A 19880-nucleotide genomic window follows, 5' to 3' on the forward strand; every position below is an offset into this window, starting at 1 on the left:
CGGGCGGCAAGTCTACCGGGGCGCGGCGAATGTGCAATCAGCCCGCGCCTTCGGCCGCCTCGGCCACGCCCTGAAAGGGCATCAGGATGCAGACATGGCGGTTGAGATGGGGCTTCATCGGTTCGAAAAGCGCAAAGAATTCAGGCGGGTCACCGCCGTCCTTCAGAAATCTCTCGACCTCGGCCGCAACATTCGCGATCTCCTCGACACGCCGGCCCGGCATGCGCTCGCCGACGATGGAGGCGGAGGCCTGGCAGACCAGACAGGCCCGGATTTCATAGCCGATCTCGACCACCTTGCCGTCCTCCAGGCGCACGTCCAGCTTCAGGCGGTCGCCGCAGAAGGGGTTGCGGATCTCCGCCGACCCGTCCGGGTTCTCCAGCCGCCCGGCCCCGCTGGCCCGCGCCGCCAGCTTCAGCAGTTCCGTCTGCTCCAGTTCGCTCAAGCCAGTTTCTCCAGCGCCTCTGGCGTGTCCACGTCCAGAAAGATGGCCTCGTCATCCACCGCGATCTCGGCGACCATGTCCTCATGCCGGCCGATCAGATGTTTCGCGCCCACGTCGCCGGCAATATCCCGCACTTCTGCGAAGAACTGCCGGTCGAACAGCACGGGATTGCCCCGCTTGCCCTCCCGTGTGGGCACGCAGATGGCGCGCCCCTCGACCGGGTTGTAGGCGCTGATCAGCCGGTCGATCAGCCCTTCCGTCACCCGCGGCATGTCGCCAAGACAGACGACGACGGCCTCGCAGTCTTCAGGCGCGGCCTGCAGACCGGCGTTCAGCGAGGTGCTTAGTCCCTCCGCATAGTCCGGGTTCTCCACGAAGATGGCCTCGGGCGCGTCACCCAGCGCCTCGCGGACGCGCTCACTCTCATGGCCTGTCACAACGATGACAGGAGACGCCTTGCTGGCGGCGATGGCGTCCCAGGCGTGGCGGACCAGCGGCTTGCCCGCGACCGTCGCCAGCAGCTTGTTCACCGCCCCCATGCGCCGCGACTGGCCGGCGGCGAGAAGGATGGCGGCCACCTTCGGCATGCGCGGCGCGGTCGAGGCGCGCTTCTCCCGGGGCGCCCCGCGCTGACCCGTGTCGACCAGCAGACCGCCGACCCCCATGGCCATGATCTCGCCCGGCCCGACTTCAAGACCGGCGGCCAGGCGGTTGATGACCCAGTCGAATCCGTTCTCCTTCGGGCTTCGGGCGCAGCCCGGCGCGCCGATCACCGGCACATCCCCGATCCGCGCCATCAGCATCAGGTTGCCCGGATCGACCGGCATGCCGTAATGGTCGATCCCGCCGCCGGCGGCGACGATCCCCGCCGGCACCACGTCGCGGCGGTCGGTGATCGCGGACGCCGAAAAGATCACGATGGGCGCGAGACCGGCCGCCGCCTGTTTCGCCACCGCCTCCGCCACCGCGTCCTCGTGATGGTCGATGGTGACCGCCTCGGCGACCTCGCCACCGGTCCGTTCGAGACGCCGGCGCATCAGTTCCACGCCCTTGTCGATCACGCTCGCCTTGGTTTCCGGCAGCCGGGTCGAGATCACGCCGACGCGCCGCGCCCGGAAGGGCGCGACCCGCACCGCGCCGGCCGCCCGCTCGGCGGCGGCAGCGAGCAGATGCGCCTCGACCGCGAAGGGGATGATCTTGACAGTCGCCAGCATCTGCCCCTTCTCAACGGCGTCGAAAGGCCGGAGCGTGGCAATGGTGATGGACTCGTCGATCGAATTGATCGCCGCAACGATCTCCGGATCGATGCAAACGATTCCAGATACTTCCGCGTAGATATTGCAGCGGCCCGTGAACGGCGCGTTGACAGCGGCGCCGTCCCCGCAGGCGGCCTCGGCGATGCGTCCGGCCGCCTCGTCCTCACCGACGTCACCGTCCTCCAGACGGGCCGCGAGGATGTCGGCAGCGCCGCCCTGCGCCAGACCGTCGACGTCCTGTCGGGTCAGCCGATGCCCCTTCTTCAGGCGGCGGCCATCCACCGTGACCGAGTGGGCGAGGAGCGCCCCTTCCGCCTCATCAAGTGGAAACCGGCCGAACCTCACGCCGCGCCCCGGAGCGCCGCCGTCACCTGTGCCATGACGGAGACGGCGATCTCCGCCGGCGACTTGGCGCCGATGTCGAGGCCGACGGGCGCGTGGATGCGGCCGATCTCGGCCTTGGAATAGCCGGCGCCCTCCAGGCGCTGCACGCGCTTGGCATGGGTCCGTTTGGAGCCCAGCGAACCGACATAGAACGCTTCCGACCTCAGCGCCGCCTGCAGCGCCGGATCGTCCAGTTTCGGATCGTGGGTCAACGTGACGATCGCTGTGCGGTGATCGGGCTTCAGCTCGGCCATGGCGTCGTCGGGCCATTCGTCGACAATGCGGATATCGGGAAAACGCTCCGGCGTCGCCCAGGCCTGGCGGGGGTCGATGATGGTGACGGCATAGCCCGTCATCTGCGCCATGGGCGCCAGGAACTGCGCGATGTGGACTGCGCCGACGATGATCATGCGCAGCGGCGGGTTGAAGACGTTGAGGAAGACCTGTCCGTCGTCGGTTTCCACCGTCGCCGGCTTGTCGGCGCGGATCGCGGCCTCGGCCTCGGCCTGAAGCGGATCGTCTCCGCCCGGCCGGATCAGACGCTGCGCGCCGCTCTCGAGCACGGTCGCCAGAACAACGGACCGCTTGGCATCGCGGTCCGCCAGCAATTCCCTGAGGATGTCGCGGTCCATCTAGCTCAGCTTCTCCACGAAGACGGAGATGCGGCCGCCGCAGGCAAGGCCCACTTCCCAGGCCTCGTCATTGGACACGCCGAACTCCAGCAGCTTCGGCGCACCCGACTGCATGATCTGCTGGGCCTCGGCGACGACCGCGCCCTCGACGCAGCCGCCCGAAACCGAGCCGATGAAGTCGCCGCTGTCCGAGACGGCAAGCTGGCTGCCGGCCGGGCGCGGCGCGGAACCCCAGGTCGAGACCACCGTGGCCAGGGCCACCTTGCGGCCTGCGTCCTGCCAGTCCGCCGCCGTCTGCAGGATGTCGCTGCGTTCCTGGTTCATGTCTGCGCCTCCGCCTCCGCCTCTGCCATGATGCCCGCGCCTGCATTGCGGCGCCGGCCGAGATCGCTCAGGGCGGCCGTCAGGTCGCCGAGACTCTGAAGATTGTGGACCGGCAGAAATTCGTCAACATGAGGCAGGATCGCCCGGATGCCGCGCGCCCTTGGCTTGAAGCCGTCATAGCGCAGGAGCGGGTTCAGCCAGATCAGCCGCCGGCACGACTTGTGGAGCCGCTCCATCTCCTTCTCCAGCCCCTCGCCGGCATCCCGGTCCAGACCGTCGGTGATCAGCAGGACCACCGCGCCCTGCCCCAGCACCCGCCTGGACCAGTACTGGTTGAACTCGGCCAGGGTCGCACCGATACGCGTTCCGCCGGACCAGTCCTGCACCTGGTCGCCGATCCGCTCCAGCGCCAGGTCGATGTCGCGGTGCCTGAGATGGCGGCTGATATTGGTCAGCCGGGTGCCGAAGACGAAACTGTGGACCCGGTCCCGGTCGTTGGTCACCGCATGCATGAAGTGCAGCATCATTCGCGAATAACGCTCCATGGAGCCGGAAATGTCGCAGAGGATGACCAGCGGAGGATGGCGCCGGACGCGGGCGCGGTGTTCCAGCTTCACGATGTCGCCGCCTGACTTCAACGTCGAGCGGAAGGACCGGCGCATGTCGACACGGCGGCCATGGGCCTGGGGCGCGAAGCGCCGGGTCTTGATGTCGGCCAGCGGCAGACGCATGCGCTGGATCGCCTTGCGCGCCCGCTCCAGCTCCTCAGCCGTCATGTCCTCGAAGTCCTTGGCCTGCAACCGTTCCTCGTCGGAGACGGTCAGCGACATGTCGACTTCGAGTTCCTTTTTCTCGCCGACCGGCTGGTCTTCCTGCGCGCGCGCCAGCGCCTCGGCGACGCGGCGCATCGCCTTCTTCTTCTCCGCCGGTGTCTCCTCGATGTCGGGATGCACGACGGGCATCAGCAGCGACATCATCTTTTCCAGCAGTTCCGGATTGCGCCAGAAGATCTGGAACGCCTGGTCGAACAGCTCCTTCTGGTCGCGGCGCTTCACGAAGATCGCGTGCAGGGTCCAGTAGAAGTCGTCGCGGCGGCGCAGGCCGGCGATCTCGACCGCGCGGATCGCGTCCAGCATCTGGCCCGGGCCCACCGGCAGGCCGGCGGCCCTGAGGGCGCGCGCGAAGTACATGATGTTCTCGGCGAAGCGTCCGCCGCCGGTGCTTCCGCCATCCCTCTCCGGGCCGCCGGCACCGGCGGCGGGCGGCATGTCGGGGCTCATCCCAGCGCGGCCGCCTCGGCCTGGACCTGGCGCAGGATTCTGGCCGCCTCGCTGCCCTGCATCTTCGCGATGTCGTCCTGGTATTTCAGGATCACGCCGAGGGTGTTGTTCACCGTTTCGGGATCGAGGGCGATGACATCGAGTTCGCTCAGCGCCTTGGTCCAGTCGATGGTTTCGGCCACGCCCGGAACCTTGAACAGGTCCATCTTCCTGAGCGCCTGGATGAAGCCGACGATCTCCCGCGTCAGCCGCTCCGGCGCGCCGGGGGCCTTGCGGGCGAGGATTTCGAGTTCGCGCTCGGCGGAAGGATAGTCGACCCAGTGATAGAGGCAGCGCCGCTTCAGCGCGTCGTGGATCTCGCGGGTGCGGTTGGAGGTGATGACGACGATCGGCGGCTCGGCGGCCTTGATGGTGCCGATCTCGGGGATCGTGATCTGGTAGTCCGACAGGACTTCCAGCAGATAGGCCTCGAAGGGTTCGTCGGTGCGGTCCAGTTCGTCGATCAGCAGCACCGGGGCGGCGCCGTTGTGGCTTTCCAGCGCCTGCAGCAGCGGCCGGCGGATCAGGAACTCCTCTGTGAAGATGCCCCTGGCCAGCTTCTCACGGTCGGTTTCACCCGCTGCCTCGGCCAGGCGGATTTCCAGCATCTGGCGGGCGTAGTTCCATTCATAGACAGCCGAAGCCGTATCGAGGCCCTCATAGCACTGGAGCCGGACCAGCTTCCGGCCCAGGCTGTGCGCCAGGACCTTGGCGATCTCTGTCTTGCCGACGCCGGCCTCGCCTTCCAGGAAGATCGGCCGGCCCATCCGCAGCGACAGGAAGGCCACGGTCGCCAGACTGCGGTCGGCGACATAATCGCCCTGGGACAGCAACTCGACGGTCGCGTCGATGGTCTCGGGCAGGGCGCGGGGCGCGTCGGACATGCGGGATTTCTCCGGTTGGCGGGTTCAGCGGGACTTAGAGAGCGGGCTTCGGCCGGTCAAGCCGGCCAGCGGACCAGCAGTGTGGTGAAGATGACGAGCACGAGGACAAGCAGCACGGCCCAGGTCCACGGGCCCATGGACCGGCGCGCGCGCGCCTCCCGGACGGCCCGTTCCGCGGCTTCCGCAGGCGAAGGGGCCGGAGCGCCGGTCTCCTTCTCCCCCGGCGCATTCCTGTCAGCCATAGGATTTCTGGAGCTGCCGCAGACGCCGGATCAGACTGGAGGTATCCCAGCGGCCGCCGCCCATGGACTGGACGTCGCCGTAGAACTGGTCGACCAGACCGGCCACAGGCAGGCTCGCACCGATCCTTTTGCCTTCCTCCAGGCAGAGGCCCAGGTCCTTGCGCATCCAGTCGACGGCGAAGCCGAAATCGAACTTGTCGTCCAGCATGGTTTCGTAGCGGTTTTCCATCTGCCAGGACTGGGCGGCGCCCTTGGAGATCACGTCGATCACCGCGCGGCCGTCGAGACCGGCTTTCTGGGCGAAGTGCAGCGCCTCCGACAGGCCCTGGACCAGACCGGCGATGCAGATCTGGTTGACCATCTTGGTCAGCTGGCCGGCGCCGACGCCGCCCAGCCGTTCGCAGGCGCGGGCGTAGCAGTCGATGGCCGGCTTCGCAGCGTCGAAATGCGCCTGATCGCCGCCGCACATCACGGTCAGCACGCCGTTTTCCGCCCCGGCCTGACCGCCGGAGACCGGCGCGTCGACGAAGCCCAGTCCCATCTCCGCGCCCTTGGCGGCAAGCTCGCGGGCGACATCCGCCGAGGCCGTGGTGTGATCGACGAAGATGGCGCCTTCCTTCATCCCTGCAAAGGCGCCCTCGGCGCCCAGCACGACGCCGCGAAGGTCGTCATCATTGCCGACACAGGCCATGACGAAATCCGCGCCTTCGGCCGCTTCCCGCGGGGTTGCCGCGCTGCGGCCCCCGTGTTTGGACGTCCACTCCTCGGCCTTGGCCGCGGTGCGGTTGTAGACGCAGGTGTCGTAACCCTTCTGCTGGAGATACCCCGCCATCGGAAAACCCATGACGCCCAGTCCGATGAATGCCGCGCGCTTTACCATCGCCTGTCTGCTCCCCTGTTCGGAAATTGCTTTCGTCTTTCCTACACCGGCGCGCGGCGGGGCGCAAAGCCAAGGCTGGCCGGGGCCTTGGCTGTTGTGGCGAATCACGTTTCGCGCGATGCTTTCGGGATGCAAGACAACTGCCCGCCGGGACGCCGCGCGCGATGAAATGGATCTGGCGCATTCTGGGCACCCTTGTGGTGTTCCTGGCGATCGCGGTCATCGGCCTGTTCGTGGTCGGGCGCATGACGTTGCCGCAGGTCGATGGCGAAGTGGCGCTTCCCGCTCTGGAAGGCGAGATACGCATCGTGCGTGACCGCTTCGCCGTGCCGCATATCTATGCCGGCAGCCGGGAGGATACGGTCTTCGCTCTCGGCTTCGTCCACGCCCAGGACAGGCTCTGGCAGATGGAACTGCAGCGCCGCATCGGTCAGGGCCGCCTATCGGAGTTCGCCGGCGAAAAGACGGTGCAGACCGATATCTTCCTGCGGACCCTGGGCTTCTACCGCGCCGCGGAAGCGACGGTCCCCAATCTCGATGCCCGCACCCGGAGCCTGCTGCAGCGATACGCCGACGGCGTGAACGCCTTCCTTGAGAACGATGGCGGCCTGCTGCCGCCCGAGTTCCTGATCCTCGGTATCGAGCCCGAACCATGGAAGCCCGCCGACTCGCTCGTCTGGCTGAAGATGATGGCGCTGGACCTGTCCGAAAACTGGACCAGCGAGGCCACGCGCGCCCAGGTCGCCCGGTTGCTGGGGCCGGAGCGGATGCGTCAGATCTGGCCGCCCTACCCGGCGGACGGCGCCGTGGCGCTGCCCGACCAGGCAGCTCTGGACGCCCTGCCCGACCTGGGACCCATGATCGCGGCTGCACGGCCCTTCCGCCGTCACGACGGCCTCGGTTCCAACAACTGGGTGGTCGACGGCAGCCGCAGCGCCACCGGGAAGCCATTGCTGGCCAACGACCCGCATCTGGGTCTGCAGACGCCGTCGGTCTGGTACTTCGCGCACTGGGACGACGGCGAGACGGCCGCCATGGGCGCGACGCTGCCGGGGCTGCCCTTCGTGGTGCTCGGCCGCAACCGCCATCTCGCCTGGGGCTTCACCAATACCGGTCCGGACACGCAGGACCTGGTGATCGAGCAGATCAACCCCGACAACCCGAACCAGTACCGCACCGAAGCCGGCTGGGCCGACTTCGAGACCCGCCAGGAAGTGATCCGCGTCAAGGATGCGGCTGAACGCACCATCACCGTGCGCGAGACCCGCAACGGTCCCGTGCTGAACGAAGCCACGGGCCGGGTGCGCGAATTCGCGCCCGAAGATCATGTCGTGGCCCTTCGCTGGCATGTTCTGGAAGCAAACGAGATGACCGCCCGCGCCGGTCTGCGGGCCGCCGACGCCCGGACGGTGACCGAACTGCAGGAAATCATGCGGGACTTCGACGGCGCCCAGCAGAACATCGTCATCGCCGACGTCGAGGGGAATATCGGTTTCGTCGCCGCCGGCAAGGTCCCGATCCGCGCCGACCGCTCGCCATGGCAAGGCATGCTTCCGGTACGCGGCTGGGAGCCCGGCGGCCAGCGTCTGGGATTTGTTCCCCACCGCCATCTCCCGTCGGCGGTCAATCCGGAAAGCGGCTTCGTCGTCACCGCCAACAACCGGATCGTCGGCGACGATTATCCCTATTTTCTGACCAACGAATGGGCGCCGCCCTATCGCGCGCAGCGGATCACCGATCTGCTGACCGCCCGGAACGCTCATTCGGTCGAGAGCTTCAAGACGATCCAGGCCGACCAGGTCTCGCTGATGGTGCGGGAGTTCCTTCCCCTGATGCTGGCCTTCGAGCCCGCCAGTGAGCGCGCCCGGGCGGTAGTCGCGGACCTGAAGATCTGGGACGGCGACATGTCGGCCGACCGGATCGAGCCGACGGTCTTCAGCGCCTGGTACCGGCAGTTCGTCCGCCAGGTCCTCATCGACGAGGGCCGGGGCGCCTTCGAGGAACTGTGGGCGCCGCGCGTGCTGTTCATGCGCCGCGTCCTGGCCGACGCGGACGGCATGAGTATCTGGTGCGACGATGTGGCGACAGATGCACATGAGACCTGCGCCGACATGCTGAGCCGGTCGCTGGATCTCGCCCTGGCCGATCTGGAGCAACGCTTCGGGGCCGACCGCCAGAACTGGGTCTGGGGCCCGATCCACGAGGCGCTGAGCGATCACAACCCCTTCACCCACGTGCCGGTGCTGCGCGACATCTTCGATATCCGCACGCCCGTCGGGGGCGACAGTTTCACCATCAACGTTGCCCATTCCACGATGCGCCGGGAGCGCGATCCCTTCACCACGAACAGCGCGGCGTCGATGCGGGCGATCTACGATCTCGACGATCTGAACCGCTCCCTCTACATCCATTCGACCGGGCAGTCGGGCAACGTGCTGTCGGGCCATTACAGCGGCTTCGTCGACCGCTGGCAGCGTGTCGACTACATCCCGATGTCGATGCGGACCGAGGACATCGAGCCCGGGGCCATCGGCGTGCTGCGGCTGGTACCGGCCAGATAGGCTTCAGGCGGCGTCGTGGTCGGCATCGGCCGGCGGCGCGCCTATCCGTTCCTCCGCCACCTCGGCCAGGCGCACGCCAAGATGGGGGTGGCGGTTGATCAGCGGATTGAGGTCGCGCAGATCCAGCGCCATCACCAGGCACTGGGACGAGGCGATGGCCATGAGATCGTCCTCGACGCGTTTCGCCGTCGCCGTCTCGCCGAAGAAATCGCCGTCCTCCAGGTGGAAGTCGCGCTTGCCGATCTCCAGATCGACGTCGCCGACAGCGAGGAAATACAGGCTCTCGACCGGCTCGCCGCGGCGCACGATGACCGCACCGACATCGTAGCGGATGGCCCGCATCTGCCGCGTGAGACGGGCCGTCTCGCTGGGCGGCAGTTTCTCGAACAGAGATATTCGCTCCACCATGGAGCGTGTGACCACGAATTCGCGGCGCTTGACCTCCTGGGTGAAACCGGTCGCCAGAATGCCGATGGGCAGTGCGAACATGCCCAGCCCCAGCAGCATGACGATGCCGCCGATCATCTTGCCCACCAGGGTCACCGGCACGATGTCGCCATAGCCCACCGTCGTCAGCGTCGCCAGACCCCACCACATCGCCGCAGGTATCGAGCCGAAACGCTCCGGCTGGGCGTGACGCTCCGCGTAGTACATGCCCGTCGAGGCGACGATCAGCAGACCGAGCATGATCAGCAGCGCAGCTACGAGGGCGCGCCTTTCGTCGTAGACGACACGCTGCATGGTCATCATCGCCGCCGAATAGCGCATAAGCTTCAGGAAGCGGAGGAGCCGCAGCACCCGCAGCACCCGAAGATCGAGGCCCAGCAGGAAGGCGAGGTAGAAGGGCAGGATCGCCAGCAGGTCGATCAACGCAAAGAAACTCACGGCGTAGCGCAGACGGCTGCCTACCGGGCCGTACTGGCGGAACGAGGCGTGCTCCGGCGCGACCCAGATGCGCAGCACGTACTCGACCGTGAAGAGTGCCACCGAAACAATCTCGAAGACGTGGAATCCGGCCGCGAAGTCGTCGTGGATCGACGGTACCGTCTCCAGCACCACGGCCGCGATGTTGAGCGTGATCAGGCCGATCAGGAACCAGTCGAACGCCTGACTGGGCCGGTCGCCGGGCGCGGCTTCCTCGACAATCTCGAAAGCGCGCCGCCGGGCGGTGAACTCGGCGACGCCCCTCCGGCCCATGCGCGTCAGCCCGCCAGCGCCGCCTCGACGGCCGACAGGGCCTTGGCGGCCTGCGACCCGTCGGGTCCGCCCCCCTGGGCCATGTCGGGGCGGCCGCCGCCGCCCTTGCCGCCGATGGCGCCGACGCCGGCGCGCACCAGGGCCACGGCGTCGGCCCGGTCCGTCAGATCCTCCGTGACCCCGACGACCAGCGCGGCCTTGCCGTCATTGATGCCGACCACGGCATAGACGCCGGAGCCGCCCGCCTTCATCGCATCGACCATGCCCTTCAGATCCTTCGCCGGCACGCCCTCGGCGATCTGGCCGACGAAGCGGATGCCGTTGATTTCCCTGGCCGCAGGGCCGGCCTGACCGCCGCCGCCGAGCGCCGCCTTGCGGCGCGCTTCGACGAGTTCGCGCTCCAGCCTGCGCCGCTCCTCGACAAGCTGGGCGACGCGCGCCGGCGCGTCCTGCGGCGTGGTCTTCAGCGCCCCGGCGATGGTGCGGAGCGCTTGCTCCTGCCCGCCGAGCCAGTCGAGCGCCGCCTGCCCGGTCATCGCCTCGATACGCCGCACCCCCGCGGCAACCGCCCCTTCGCCGACAATGTGAAAAGCGCCGATATCGCCAGTGCGGCGGACATGCGTGCCGCCGCAGAGCTCGGTCGAGAATTCCGGCGCATCGCCGCCGCCCATGGAGACGACGCGGACTTCGTCACCGTATTTCTCGCCGAACAGCGCCAGCGCGCCCGCCTCGACCGCCTCGTCCGGGGCCATCAGCCGCGTCACGACCTCGCCATTGCCGCGGATCATGCGGTTGACCTCGGCTTCGACGTCGGCCCGTTCCTCTTCGGTCATCGGCTTCGGATGGGAGATGTCGAAGCGCAGCCGGTCCGGCGCCACCAGCGAGCCCTTCTGCACCACATGATCGCCGAGCCGGCGCCGGAGCGCCTTGTGCAGCAGATGAGTGGCCGAATGATTGGCGCGCAGGCGGTCCCGCCGCTCCCGGTCGATCGCGGCGGTCACCGTATCGCCGACGCGGACCTCGCCGCCCTCGACGCGGCCGACATGGACGTGCACGTCGCCGACCCGCTTCTGGGTATCGGAGACGCGGATCACGCCGCCGCCGGCCAGGCGGATCTCGCCGGAATCACCCATCTGGCCGCCGGACTCGCCGTAGAACGGCGTCTGGTTCAGCACCACCATGACGTCATCGCCGTCGCCGGCGCGTTCGACCGGCTCGCCGCCGGCGACCAGCGCCTGGACCTGCGCCTCGCCGACATCGGAGGTGTAGCCCAGGAACTCGCTGGCCCCGGCCTTCTCCCGGATGTCGAACCAGATCGCCTCGGTGGCCTGTTCGCCGGAACCCGCCCAGCTCCGCCGCGCCTCGGCGCGCTGGCGCTCCATGGCGGACCGGAAGCCTTCGGTGTCCACGCTGCGTCCCTGGTTGCGCAGGATGTCCTGGGTCAGATCGAGGGGGAAGCCGAAGGTGTCGTAGAGGCGGAAGGCGACCTCGCCGGAGAGCGCCTGTTTCCCGCCCAGCTTCGCCGTCTCCTCCTCCAGCAGCTTGAGGCCGCGGTCGAGGGTCTGCTTGAAGCGGCCCTCCTCCAGCTTCAGCGTCTCGGTGATCAGCGCCTCGGCGCGGACGAGCTCGCCGAAGGTGGCGCCCATCATGCGCACCAGTTCAGGCACCAGGCGGTACATGTGCGGATCCTGGCAGCCCAGCATGTGGGCATGGCGCATGCCGCGGCGCATGATCCGCCGCAGCACGTAGCCGCGCCCCTCGTTGGAGGGCAGCACGCCGTCGGCGATCAGGAAGGCGCTGGCGCGCAGATGATCGGCAATGACGCGGTGATGGACCGCCCCCCCGCCGTCGGGCTCCGTGTTCGAGAAATGCGCCGACTGCTCGATCAGGTTGCGCAGCAGATCGGTGGCGTAGTTGTCATGGGTGCCGTTCAGCGTCGCGGTCACGCGCTCCAGCCCCATGCCGGTGTCGATCGAGGGGCGCGGCAGCTCGATCCGTTCGCCATCGCTCCGCTGGTCGAACTGCATGAAGACCAGGTTCCAGATCTCGATGAAGCGGTCGCCGTCCTCGTCGGCACTGCCGGGCGGCCCGCCGGGCACGCCCTCGCCGTGGTCGAAGAAGATCTCCGAGCAGGGCCCGCACGGCCCGGTATCGCCCATCGACCAGAAATTGTCCGACGTCGCGATGCGGATGATCCGCTCGTCAGGCAGCCCGGCGATGCTGCGCCAGAGTTCCGCGGCCTGGTCATCGTCGGCGTAGACGGTGACCAGCAGACGATCCTTCGCCAGGCCGAACTCCTCGGTCACCAGCTTCCAGGCCAGTTCGATCGCCAGGTCCTTGAAGTAGTCGCCGAAGGAGAAATTCCCCAGCATCTCGAAGAAGGTATGATGCCGGGCCGTGTAGCCGACATTGTCCAGATCGTTGTGCTTGCCGCCGGCGCGGACGCACTTCTGCGAGGTCACGGCCCGGTTGTAGTCGCGCTTCTCCTGGCCGGTGAAGACGTTCTTGAACTGCACCATGCCCGCATTGGTGAACATCAGGGTCGGGTCCTGATGCGGCACCAGGGGCGAAGACGCCACATGCTCGTGCCCGTTCGCCTTGAAGAAATCGACGAAGGCTTTGCGAATTTCGTTGCCGCCCGGCACGGTCACCTCTTTCTAACGTCTTGTTTTTTCGACAAAAACACTGTTGAACAAGCGCTGTAATCTGGTCCCGCGACGCATGGGTGTCAAGCGCGCGCGCCCTCGCCCGCCCGCCAGCCGGCTTAACCCTTATTTAGCGCCATGGCCTCTAGGTTCCGCTGGCAATCAAGTACTGACCGAGACCGAACAGCCAGCGCGATGCCGAAAGCCGCATTCCGGACGAGACTGAAGGCGTGGTGGGAGGGCTATGACCTCTCCGAGAAGCCGTCCGAAAAGCGCGTGACCCAACGCGCCGCGGAACCCCGCTATACGCGCACCTGCCGGTTCTCCCCCGCGGTGGACACCACGCACCTCCTGTTCGGCGACGCCCGCACCCTGCCGCTGGCCCCCGACCCCCTCGCCGCCCTGCCGGCGCCGCTCGACATCGGCCCGGGCGCGGTGGTGCTGCTGCTGGGCGCCGAGACCGGCGGTCCGGCCGTGGCCCTGGCCGGCCCTCGCGGCTTCCAGCTCAGCGTGCTGGAGCCCGACCGTCAGAACCTCTCGGTCTGCCAGGAGATCCTGCGCGACGAGAAACTGTTCGAGAAGGTCAAGACCGGGCCGGTGGACCTGGACAACGTGGAGTTGTCCAGCGCGCGCTACCATGTGGTCGTCTCGCGGCTGCTGCTGCATGGCGTCGCCAACCGCCACGGCATCTACCGCAAGCTGGAGCGCACGCTGCGCCGCGGCGGACAGGCGATCTTCACGCACTATGTCGCCGCCGACAACGCCGACATCGAATCGGTCGAGCAGGAGATGATCTCCCGGCTGGAGCCCCAGAAGCCGACGCTGCTCATCGAGCGCGACGAGACCCGGCGGCTGACCGAATCCGGCCTGCGCGTCTTCGCGGTCGAGGACGCTACCGAGCGGTGCATCGACCGGGCCTCCGCCGCCTTCGGGCGCTGGCAGGCCACGGTCGAGCGCATCGCGCAGTATCAGGAACAGGCCCGCATGCTGCAGGAACTCGTGAACATCGTCGAGCACTGGCAGACGCGGCTGAAGCTGATGCAGAACGGCGAGATCCGCGTCCTGCGCATCCAGGCCGCGAAGATGGAGAACGAGCTGCTCTGAGCGCTCACTCCCCGGCGGCGAGCGCCGCGTCGCCGTCGTCCTCGTCGCCCTCCGGCCCGGTGGTCATGGCGTCCGACAGCAGGCCGGCATTGTGCCGGATCTCTGCCTCGATGGCTTCGGCCACATCCGGGTTCTCGGCCAGGAACTGCTTGGCCGCCTCCCGGCCCTGGCCGATGCGCTGTTCGCCGTAGGAGAACCAGGAGCCGGCCTTGTCGACGATGTTCAGCCTGACCCCGTGATCGAGCAGTTCGCCGGTCTTGGAAATGCCGGAGCCGTACATGATGTCGAACTCCACCACCTTGAACGGCGGAGCGACCTTGTTCTTGACCACCTTCACCCGGGTCTGGTTGCCGACCACATCGTCGCGGTTCTTGATCGCGCCGATGCGGCGGATGTCGAGACGGACGGAAGCGTAGAACTTCAGCGCGTTGCCGCCGGAGGTGGTCTCCGGGCTGCCGAACATGACGCCGATCTTCAGGCGGATCTGGTTGATGAAGATGACCATGCAGTTGGAGCGCGCGATCGACGAGGTCAGCTTGCGCAGCGCCTGGCTCATCAGCCGCGCCTGCAGGCCGACATGGCTGTCGCCCATCTCGCCTTCCAGCTCCGCCTGGGGCACCAGGGCGGCGACCGAATCGATCACCACCACGTCGATGGCGCTGGAGCGCACCAGCGTGTCGGCGATCTCCAGCGCCTGCTCGCCGGTGTCGGGCTGTGAGATGATCAGATCATCGATGTTGACGCCCAGCTTCTTCGCATAGGCCGGGTCGAGGGCGTGCTCGGCGTCGACGAAGGCGCAGGTGCCGCCGAGCTTCTGGGCCTCGGCGATGACGTGCAGGGTGAGCGTCGTCTTGCCCGAACTCTCGGGGCCGTAGATCTCGACGACGCGGCCCTTGGGCAGGCCGCCGATGCCCAGCGCGATGTCCAGGCCCAGCGAGCCGGTGGAGATCGCGCTGACGTTCATCGCCTCCCGCTGGCCCAGGCGCATGACCGAGCCCTTGCCGAAGGCCCGCTCGATCTGGGCCAGTGCGGCGTCGAGCGCCTTGGATTTGTCGGCCATGTTGGAAGCTCCCTTCTCGACAAGGCGTAACGCTGATTGCGACATTGATCTTCTCCCATCATCCACGGCCCGGACATGCCGTCAAACAGGAACAATGTACCGATTTTGTTCTCATTCCGCAAGCACCCTGCAAGCATCTGGAATCAAAGAGAAAGGCGGGAAATATTCCGCATCCGTTCACGGTCGGAACCACCCGCATGTATTCCCTTGGGACAGGCAGCGCGATTCGACGGGGCACGTCCGAGCCGCGGACAACCCCGCGCTCGGATCATGCCGGACTCCGATCTCGCTCCGACTTGATGAATCGGCTCTTCGAAGGCATCAGTTCGCCAATGGACGGATGCTCCTTGGCGAACTGATCGAGGCGGCCGAGACGGCAGACTTCTTCAAAGCCTAAGAGCCTATCTCGGGCCATTAGTCACCTTTCACTTCGTACAAATCTTCATCCTCATGTGTAATAAAAAATCGTATCCTATCGTTCGTATCCGATTTCAACATTTTCAAAACCGTATCATGATTTTGTGTCATTCGTCCCGCAGCCTTTAATACTATGATATTTTGGGACTCATCAATAATTTGGCCGACGGGGCTGTCGCCGCGACCTCCCCACACGGGTATTGGATAGCTTGTCTTGATGTTTGGAATCGAAGCAAGTGTTATTGATTTTGATTCTCCCTTTTTATAATCCCCATCGTCTTCCACAACCCAACTTTTCGATTTCATTCTAGACCTTCCATCGTGTACGCATTCGAAAAGCTGGACAATTAATTTTCCCCGAAATGATCGAACAAAATGTATGTCTACCGTGACAACATCCTCCTCTGAATTACTGGTGACACGTCGACGGCAGTTGATTGAATCAACATCAAAATACCGATATTTATAACGTAGCCACATTCGTAATTTTGATGTTGGATTTAGAATATCCGCATACAACGCACCGAGAAGAAATGCGACAGAACCTAATACGATGCCATCCCACGGCATTTCTTGCCACCAGTCAAAAGTGCTGCCTAACTCCATGACAGCGCTTTCAAATACGCGCACAAAGATGGGCAGCGCTGGGACAATGTATTTGAGGGCTGGTAGCCGTGATTTTCGCATACTCGCTACTCTGCCTCCGCCTGCCGCAAAGGCAAGCGGCTTTCCCGCGTCGCTACATCGTTCCCGGAGCTGTAGACGGCCACCCGCACGCAAACGGCCGCGCTCGAATCAGCGTTCGAGCTGTTCCTTCACCTTGGCGGCGAGCTGCTTGAGGCTGAATGGCTTGGGCAGGAAGTCGACGTCGCCCAGGTCGTCGCCCAGGCTGCGGCGGAAGGCTTCCTCGGCATAGCCGGAGATGAAGATGGCGCGGATGTCGGCGCGCAGTTCGCGGGCGTGACGGATCAGCGTCGGGCCGTCCATGTTCGGCATCACCACGTCGGAGATCATCAGGTCGATCTCGGCATTGCGCTCCTTGATGATCTCCAGCGCGATCTCGCCGCTCTCGGCCTCGACCACGGTATAGCCCTTGTTGCGCAGCGCCCGGGCGGCGAACAGGCGCACCGCGTCCTCGTCCTCGACCAGCAGGACGGTGCCGCTGCCGGTCAGGTCGACGGCGGCGCGGCGGGCCAGCGCGCCCTCCCCGGCGGCGGGGTCGACGCGCACCTGGGGCAGGATGATGCGGAAGCTGGTGCCCTCGCCCTGGCGGCTCTCCACCTCCACGAAGCCGCCGGTCTGGCGGACGATGCCATAGACGGTGGCGAGGCCCAGGCCGGTGCCGTGGCCGATGGCCTTTGTGGTGAAGAAGGGCTCGAAGATCTTTTCCAGGTGCTCTTCGGAAATGCCGTGGCCGGTGTCCGTCACCTCGATCTCGACATATTCGCCGGCGGACATGGTCTCGTCGCCGACCTGGCGGGGCGCGGCCTGGCTGAGATTGCGCGTCTCGATGGTGACGGTGCCGCCGGCCGTCATGGCGTCGCGGGCGTTGACCACCAGGTTGGTGACCACCTGCTCGATCTGGCCCTGGTCGGCCTTGACCAGCCCCAGGTCGCGCTCGTGGACGATGCGCAGGTTGATGTGCTCCCCGATCAGCCGGCGCAGCAGGTCGGAGATGTCGGTCAGCACGTCGGTGAGGTTGAGGATCTTCGGCCTGAGCGTCTGACGCCGGGAGAAGGCCAACAGCTGACGGACCAGCGCGGCGGCGCGGTTGGCGTTCTGCTTGATGTGGACGATGTCGGTATAGGACGGGTCGCCCGGCGGATGGCGCATCAGCAGCAGGTCGGCGAAGCCGATCATCGCCGTCAGCAGGTTGTTGAAGTCGTGGGCGACGCCGCCGGCGAGCTGACCCACGGCCTGCATCTTCTGGCCCTGGGCGAACTGCGCTTCCAGACTGCGCTGGTCCGTGGCGTCGATCAGGTAGAATGCGGCCAGCCGTTCGCCGCGGTCGTCGTCGTCGACGAAGCCGCCATAGAGCAGGGCCACGCGCTCCGCCGGTCCGGCGAGCTTCAGTTCCACGGGCTTCTGGCGCTGTTCGCCCGCGATGATGAGGTCGAGTTGCTCCTGCGCCGCGGCGCGATCGGATTCGGCGAACAGATCCACGAAGCGGCCGCCCACCGGCGCGGCCTTCAGACCGGCCATTTGCCCGGCATTGGCGTTGGCGCGCAGCACCGTGCCCGCGGAATCGCTCAGCACGATGCCGAGCGGGGCGAAGCCGATCAGCCGGCTCAGCAGGTGTTCGGCGTGACTCTGGGCGCTTTCCAGTTCCTCGATGCGCGCGGTCAGCGCCGCCGCGGTTCCGTCGGCAATGTCCCGCTCCCGCGCGGCAGGAACCTGGACCTCGGTTTCCGGCCCGGGTGCGGGCGCCGCGGCCGGCGCCGCCCCGGCTTCGGCGCCGCGGCGCAGCAGCGAAAGAAGGACCAGCCCGACGCCTGCAAGGCCGCCGACGCCGAGGACCGCGCCCGAGATCTGGGGCACGCCCGCCAGGGCGGCCGCAGAGAGGACAGCGATCAGGCCGAGGCCGGCGATGGCGCCCAGCCCCAGCGGCGCCCGGCCGCGCAGGCCTTGCGCCGTCCGCCGATGGCCGGCGATGTCCGTCTGTTGGGTCATGCTGTTCAGGCGCCACCCGCGCTGTAGCGGTTCTTCAGTTGCATGACGTAGCTGATCACGCCCGCCACCGCCTGATAGTGTTCGACGGGGATGGGTTCGTCCAGTTCGACGGTCGCGTGCAGGGCGCGCGCCAGCGGCGGATTCTCGATCACGGGCACGCCGTTGGCCTCGCCGATCTCCCTGATCTTCAGCGCCACGGCGTCGATGCCCTTGGCGACGCATTCGGGCGCGGCCATGGTCTCCATGTCGTAGTGCAGCGCGACGGCGAAGTGGGTCGGGTTGGCGATGATGACGCTGGCCGACGGCACTTTCGACATCATGCGGCGCTTGGCGCGCTCCATCCGGATGGCGCGGATGCGCTGCTTGATCAGGGGGTCGCCCTCGGCCTGCTTCTGCTCGTCCTTGATGTCCTGGCGCGACATCCGCATGTCGCGGTTGGTCTTCCATTTCTGGTAGACGAAATCGAGGCCGGCGATGACGGTCATGACCGCCAGCACGCCGCTGACCATGGTCAGCGCCTCCTCGCGCACGAACTCCATGACGCCGAGCGGGGTGATCTCCATGAGCTGCGGCAGGGCCTGCAGGTCCGGCCAGATCAGCGCGAAGGCGACCGCGGCGACGATCGCCAGCTTGGCGATCCCCTTGAGGAACTCCATCACCGAATTGAGCGAGAACAGGCGCTTGAAGCCGGCGATGGGCGAGATCTTGGACAGTTCCGGCTTCAGCTTGGACGGCGTGAACAGCAGGGGATGCTGGATCAGCGTCGCCGCCACGGCCAGCACCATCAGCACGCCCATGATCGGCAGGATGGCGACAGCCATGTCCATGGCGACCGTGGCGAGCAGGCCCTGCATGGCGCCGGGCGAGACGACGATCTGGTCGGGACTGGCGATGAACGCGCTGAGACCGCCGAAGAGGGCCTCGCCGGCGTGGCCGATCATGAAGATCAGCATGCCGGCGACGCCCAGCATCATGAACCAGTGACCGACTTCCTGCGACTTGGCAACCTGCCCCTTGTCCAGGGCGTCCTGTTTTCGCTTGTCTGTCGGTTCCTCGGTTTTTTGCGAGGGATCCTGGTCTTCGGCCATCCCCTATCCTCCGGCCAGGAACGTGGCGACGCCTTCCTCGAAATGCTCGAGGAACCAGAGCGCCATCGCCCCCAGCGTGATCATGAAGAACATCAGCGCGAAGGTGATCTGCAGCGGCATGACGATGAAGAAGACCTGCATCTGCGGCATCAGCCGGTTGATCAGGCCCATGCCGATGTAGAGCACCAGCGCATAGGCGATGAACGGCGCCGAGATCTGGATGCCGACCAGGAAGCTGCCGGCGACGAAGCGGGCTGCGGTCTGGGCGAAGTCGTCCAGCGGCGGCATCACCGCCGCGGGAAAGAGCTGATAGCTGTCGGTGACGGCCATCAGCATCAGGTGATGCAGGTCGGAGACGAAGATCAGGGTCATGCCCATGATGGTCAGGAAGCTGCCCAGCAGCGCGCCCTGGGTGCCCTGGGCCGGGTCGAAGAACTGTGCGAAGCCCAGGCTGGACTGAAACGAGATGACGATGCCGGCGACGTGCAGGGCCGAGACCAGCAGCCGGATCGAGCCGCCGATGAAGACGCCGATGACGATCTCGCCGAACAGCAGCGGCAGCAGGTCGAGCGGCTGCGCGGGCATGGCCGGCAGCGCGCCGCCGACCACCGGCTGGACCACGATCGACAGCGCCAGCGCGATCACCAGACGCACGCGCGGCGAGATGTAGGCCTCGCCGAAGCCCGGCAGCACCATGAGCATCGCGCCGACCCGCGCGAAGACGAGCAGCAGCGAGAAGATCAGGGCTGGTAGCAGGTCGGCGAGCACGGGC

Annotated in this window: 17 protein-coding genes; 2 read left to right on the top strand and 15 right to left on the bottom strand. The window is 66.6% G+C overall.

The window, feature by feature from the left end:
• Window positions 1-37: 37 nt before the first annotated feature.
• The 8 genes from CWC60_RS09905 to CWC60_RS09940 are packed head-to-tail and all read right to left on the bottom strand — an operon-like array spanning window position 38 to window position 6366.
• Window positions 38-445: an iron-sulfur cluster assembly scaffold protein gene (locus CWC60_RS09905; protein WP_109793820.1), complete on the bottom strand. Its 408-nt coding sequence runs from the start codon at window positions 443-445 to the stop codon at window positions 38-40.
• A complete protein-coding gene (locus CWC60_RS09910) occupies window positions 442-2046 on the bottom strand; it encodes an NTP transferase domain-containing protein (protein ID WP_109793821.1) in 1605 nt (534 codons plus the stop codon). Before CWC60_RS09910 ends, CWC60_RS09905 begins: the two co-directional genes overlap by 4 nt.
• A complete protein-coding gene (locus tag CWC60_RS09915) occupies window positions 2043-2717 on the bottom strand; it encodes an XdhC family protein (RefSeq protein ID WP_109793822.1) in 675 nt (224 codons plus the stop codon). The genes CWC60_RS09910 and CWC60_RS09915 overlap by 4 nt, the downstream gene beginning before the upstream one ends.
• Complete coding sequence (locus CWC60_RS09920; RefSeq protein ID WP_109793823.1) at window positions 2718-3041, bottom strand: XdhC family protein; 324 nt, start codon at window positions 3039-3041, stop codon at window positions 2718-2720.
• Window positions 3038-4321 carry a vWA domain-containing protein gene (locus CWC60_RS09925; protein WP_206419863.1) on the bottom strand — a complete coding sequence of 428 codons (1284 nt, stop codon included), beginning with the start codon at window positions 4319-4321 and terminating at the stop codon, window positions 3038-3040. Before CWC60_RS09925 ends, CWC60_RS09920 begins: the two co-directional genes overlap by 4 nt.
• Window positions 4318-5244 (bottom strand): AAA family ATPase, encoded by a 927-nt coding sequence (locus CWC60_RS09930; protein ID WP_109793824.1) that lies wholly within the window; start codon window positions 5242-5244, stop codon window positions 4318-4320. Before CWC60_RS09930 ends, CWC60_RS09925 begins: the two co-directional genes overlap by 4 nt.
• Before the next feature lie 56 nt (window positions 5245-5300).
• Window positions 5301-5486, bottom strand: coding sequence for a hypothetical protein (locus CWC60_RS09935; protein ID WP_109793825.1), 186 nt, complete (start codon window positions 5484-5486; stop codon window positions 5301-5303).
• Window positions 5479-6366, bottom strand: coding sequence for an NAD(P)-dependent oxidoreductase (locus CWC60_RS09940; protein ID WP_109793826.1), 888 nt, complete (start codon window positions 6364-6366; stop codon window positions 5479-5481). The genes CWC60_RS09935 and CWC60_RS09940 overlap by 8 nt, the downstream gene beginning before the upstream one ends.
• 164 nt (window positions 6367-6530) lie before the next feature.
• Between CWC60_RS09940 and CWC60_RS09945 the strand changes: the two genes are divergently transcribed.
• Window positions 6531-8927 (top strand): penicillin acylase family protein, encoded by a 2397-nt coding sequence (locus tag CWC60_RS09945; protein ID WP_109793827.1) that lies wholly within the window; start codon window positions 6531-6533, stop codon window positions 8925-8927.
• Between the two features lie 3 nt (window positions 8928-8930).
• On the opposite strand, the gene CWC60_RS09950 is transcribed toward CWC60_RS09945, so the two are convergent.
• A complete protein-coding gene (locus CWC60_RS09950; RefSeq protein ID WP_109793828.1) occupies window positions 8931-10124 on the bottom strand; it encodes a cyclic nucleotide-gated ion channel in 1194 nt (397 codons plus the stop codon).
• 5 nt (window positions 10125-10129) lie between these two features.
• Window positions 10130-12769, bottom strand: coding sequence for an alanine--tRNA ligase (alaS, locus tag CWC60_RS09955; RefSeq protein ID WP_109793938.1), 2640 nt, complete (start codon window positions 12767-12769; stop codon window positions 10130-10132).
• Window positions 12770-12964: 195 nt separating this feature from the next.
• On the opposite strand from alaS, the gene CWC60_RS09960 reads away from it, so the two are divergent.
• Window positions 12965-13873 (top strand): class I SAM-dependent methyltransferase, encoded by a 909-nt coding sequence (locus CWC60_RS09960; RefSeq protein ID WP_164516467.1) that lies wholly within the window; start codon window positions 12965-12967, stop codon window positions 13871-13873.
• A gap of 4 nt (window positions 13874-13877) precedes the next feature.
• On the opposite strand, the gene recA is transcribed toward CWC60_RS09960, so the two are convergent.
• From recA to fliR, 5 genes are all read right to left on the bottom strand, one after another.
• On the bottom strand, window positions 13878-14978 hold the full coding sequence (gene recA / locus CWC60_RS09965; protein WP_109793830.1) for a recombinase RecA: 1101 nt from the start codon (window positions 14976-14978) through the stop codon (window positions 13878-13880).
• A 369-nt stretch (window positions 14979-15347) separates the two neighbouring features.
• Window positions 15348-16037 (bottom strand): hypothetical protein, encoded by a 690-nt coding sequence (locus CWC60_RS23240; RefSeq protein ID WP_165787524.1) that lies wholly within the window; start codon window positions 16035-16037, stop codon window positions 15348-15350.
• 108 nt (window positions 16038-16145) lie between these two features.
• Window positions 16146-18020 (bottom strand): ATP-binding protein, encoded by a 1875-nt coding sequence (locus CWC60_RS09970; protein ID WP_109793831.1) that lies wholly within the window; start codon window positions 18018-18020, stop codon window positions 16146-16148.
• 5 nt (window positions 18021-18025) lie between these two features.
• Complete coding sequence (gene flhB, locus CWC60_RS09975) at window positions 18026-19108, bottom strand: flagellar biosynthesis protein FlhB (protein WP_109793832.1); 1083 nt, start codon at window positions 19106-19108, stop codon at window positions 18026-18028.
• Window positions 19109-19111: 3 nt separating this feature from the next.
• On the bottom strand, window positions 19112-19876 hold the full coding sequence (gene fliR / locus CWC60_RS09980) for a flagellar biosynthetic protein FliR (RefSeq protein ID WP_109793833.1): 765 nt from the start codon (window positions 19874-19876) through the stop codon (window positions 19112-19114).
• Window positions 19877-19880: the final 4 nt, after the last annotated feature.

It is taken from the genome of Minwuia thermotolerans, assembly GCF_002924445.1.
Lineage (GTDB): Bacteria > Pseudomonadota > Alphaproteobacteria > Minwuiales > Minwuiaceae > Minwuia > Minwuia thermotolerans.